The 3,666-nt window shown below is 67.8% G+C and carries 2 protein-coding genes; both read right to left on the bottom strand.

Annotation, left to right across the window (positions count from 1 at the left end; translation table 11 throughout):
- The coding region (locus tag ID132_RS13405) for a 5'-nucleotidase C-terminal domain-containing protein (protein ID WP_459562421.1) at positions 1-2,412 on the bottom strand (2,412 nt) is incomplete at its 3' end.
- Positions 2,413-2,629: 217 nt separating this feature from the next.
- A complete protein-coding gene (locus ID132_RS01720) occupies positions 2,630-3,583 on the bottom strand; it encodes an aldo/keto reductase (RefSeq protein ID WP_193127708.1) in 954 nt (317 codons plus the stop codon).
- Positions 3,584-3,666 lie beyond the last annotated feature (83 nt).

The raw sequence follows: 3,666 nt of genomic DNA, 5'->3' as shown, positions 1-3,666 counted from the left end.
CGTGAAGGTCACGGTCGCCGAGAGTTCGCCCTGCGTGGCAACGATCGTGTAGGTGCCGGCCGGCCAGGGGAGGTTGTCCTCGAGGACGGCGCCGGTGGTCTGGTCGACCGTCTGGTAGGTCAGCGAACCGCTGATGACACCGTCGGCGTCGGCCATGACATCCTCAACGCTCTGCGACTCGCCGTCGCCGAACTTGATCGAGACGCTGACCGGCTGGTTCGGCGTGAAGTTCACGCCGACGTAGTTGACGCCGTCAGCCGACTCGGCGNCGAGCTGGGGCTCCTGCGACTGCGACTCCGACTGGGTCGGGGCAGGCGTCTCGGTCGCCGGGGTGGTGGGGGCCGGGGTCTCGGTCGGCTCCGGGGTCGTGGTCGGGGCCGGGGTCTCCTCCGTGGCGGTCACGGTGAGGGGCAGGTTGACGGTCGAGCCCGAGGGCTGCGCGACGACCTGGATGGTGTAGTCGCCCGCCGCGGTGTCGGCCGGAACCGTGAAGGTCACGTCGGCAGTGGTGGTCTCGCCCGCGAGGGTCGAGCCGTTCACGGTGCCTTCGCCGATGACGTTGCCGTCGAGCAGCACCTCAACGGTGGTGTTCGCGACGAGGTCGAGCGAGTGCAGGTCAACGTCGGTGACGGTGATGGTCTGCTCGGCGCCGGCCTCGATCGACGGCGCAGCGCCGTCCTCACCGAAGTAGCCGTCGATCTGGAAGCCGTTACGGGTCTGCTCGGGCTCGAGCAGGGTGTCGGGGAGGCTCTCGACGTACTGCACGAACGCGTCGAGGTCGACCGAACCGGTGTCGTAGACGCCCTCGTTGTTGTTCAGCGCGAAGAAGTTGTCGCCACCAGCCGCGAGGAACGACGGCATGACGACCTTGTAGACCTGGTCGTCAACGAGCGGCGCGCCGTCGACGTAGACCGAGGTGATGTGGGTGCCCTGCGTGGTCAGCGGGTCATCCGAGGTCGAGCCGGTGTAGCTGTAGTCGACGTTCGACGAGATGCCAAGCTGCAGGTAGGGGCGGCCGGGGACCGCGCCGTTGGCGTCGAGCTGCCACTGCTGCTCGAGCACGTTCTTGAGCTCGGCACCGGTGATCGAGACGACCGAGAGGTTGTTCACGAACGGGAGGACGGTCTGGGCGTCCTTGTAGGTGAGCACGCCGTCGCCGGCGATGTCGGCACGGAGGCCGCCCGGGTTCATGATCGAGAGGTCGGCGTCGAGCGCGTCGGTGCCGACGCCCTGCGCCCAGAGCATCATCGAGTCGGCAACAACGCTGCCGAGGGTCGACTCCTGCGCACGGTTATCTTGGACCGTCACAGCGCCGGTGGCGTCGTAGGTCTTCGCGCGGGTGATGTCTTCTTCAACCACACCGATCTGCTCGGCGCCGAGCACCTCGGCCTCGGCGACCGCGGCGTCCTGGATGCCGACGACCTCGGCGTAGGTGGCCTGCGAGTCGGCCGAGAGCGTGGTCGCATCGACGCGCGGCGTGCCGTCCGCGTTGTAGGTCGGGATGACCGACGACGACGAGCTCACGACGTTGCCGTCAGCGTCGACGTCGAGCACGATCTGGCCGACGTTCTCGGCGTACTGACCGGCCTGAACCACCTGGCGGATCTTGCCGTCAATGTTGGTCTCGTAGTTGTAGGTCTGGTGCGTGTGCGCCTCGTAGATCGCGTCAACCTCGGTCGACGTCTCGTTCGCCATCTGCGCGAAGAGCTCGTTCGAGGCGTTGTCATCGTAGGTGCCGCTCGTGGGGCCACCCTCGTGGTACGAGGCGATGATGATGTCGGCTTCGCCGTTCGACTCGTCGCCATCCGAGAGCTGAGCCGCGTACTCGTTGACCGACGCGACCGGGTCGGTGAAGGTGAGGCCCTGAATGCCGTCCGGGCTCACGCCCGAGACGGTCGACTGCGTCACGGCACCGATGACGGCGACGGTGTGCCCGGCGACCTCGTAGGTGTTGTACGCGTCGAGGAGGAGCGAGCCGTCCGCCTTCACGACGTTCGCCGCGAGCAGCGTGCCGAACTGGTCGCGGATCGCGAGCGCGTCTTCCTNGCCCTTGTCGAACTCGTGGTTACCCGCGGTGAACGAGTCGACGCCGAGGGCGACGAGCGCGTCCTTCGACGGCTGGTCGCCGGCGACCGACGACTCGAACTCCGAGGCGCCAACCTGGTCACCGTTGCCGATGATGAGGCTGTTGTCGGCGCCGAACGTGTCCTGCACCTGCAGCACGTTGGCGGCGAAGGCGTCGGCCTGCGTGATGCGACCGTGGAAGTCGTTGAAGCCGATGAGGTTGATCTGGGTGGTGCCTTCGGTGGGCTGAATGACCTCACCGGTGTTTAGCGCTTCGGCGTTTGCCGGAGCAACGAATGCGGTGGCAGCCAGCGCGAGGCCGAGGGTGGCCGCGACACCGCCCTTCACCAACGGGGACTTCTTAGCCACGGGGCCTCCTAGAGCCGTGATACGAACGCAACGAGCTTTCCATGCGGAGGTAACGTTCAGGTAAAGCCCGGGAACTTTTCACGTTGTGGTCTCCCACAGGGCAGCTGCGCGGGCTCGAACCGCAGGATGCGCGCGACGGGAAATGCAGGATGCGCGACCCGTGCGCTGTGCCCGAGCCGCGCATCCGCTCGTGTAACTAGGCCTGGATGAGCGCCGACGAGACCTCCGAGAGCGACGCGAGCTCAGCATCCGTGAGTTCAAGCGTGGCGCCCGCGATGAGATCGGCGACCTGCGAAGGCTTCGACGCGCTCGCGACCGGCGCGGCGACGCCCGGCTGCTGGCGAAGCCACGCGAGGGCGGTCGACGCGATGCTCGCGCCGTGCTCGCCGGCGATGCGCTCGAGCTCGTCGATGATGCGCACGCCCTCGGCCGTCGCGTACTGCGAAGCGCCGCCGGCTCGCGGCGACTCCCCCGCCTCGACGGGCTCGCGGTACTTGCCGGTGAGGAATCCCGACGCGAGCGAGTAATACGGCAGGATGCTCAGTTCGTGGCGCTGCACCGTCTCGAGCAGCGGGCCCTCGACGTCACCGCGGTGCACGAGGCTGTACTGGGGCTGCAGCGCGACGGGCTTCACGGCGCCGGTGCGCTCGGCGATGTCGAGCCACTGCTCGACCTGCTCGGCCGAGTAGTTCGACAGGCCGATGGTGCGGATCAGGCCGTCGCGCACGAGCGCGTCGAACGCCGCGACGGTCTCTTCGAGCGGGGTCACATCGTCAGGCTTGTGTGCATAGAAAAGGTCGAGCGTCTCGACGCCGAGGCGCTGGAGCGACTGTTCGGCGACGGCGCGCACATTGGCAGCGGTGAGCTGCGGGCCGCCCGGCTGCATGCCGACCTTCGTCGCGATCTGCACGCCCTGCGGCTTGCGCGCGGCAATCCACTCGCCAATCGTGCGCTCGCTCTCGCCGCCCTCGTGGCCGGGAACCCAGTAGCTGTACGAGTCGGCCGTGTCGATGAGCGTGCCGCCGGCCGCGGTAAAGGCGTCGAGCACGGCGAAGCTGGCGTCGCGGTCGGCCGTCCAGCCGAACACGTTGCCGCCGAGGACGAGGGGTAAGATTTCGAGGTCGCTGGTGCCGATGCGCGTTGTGGCCATATTCGTGTTCAACGCGTGAGGCCGCCGCGCATTCCTGCGAGCTGCCCCAAAACGTAGCGCGCCGCGCATCCGTGGAAAACGCG

This window comes from Gulosibacter sediminis (genome assembly GCF_014904065.1).
GTDB lineage: Bacteria > Actinomycetota > Actinomycetes > Actinomycetales > Microbacteriaceae > Gulosibacter > Gulosibacter sediminis.
This window is presented reverse-complemented; position numbering and strand designations above follow the sequence as displayed.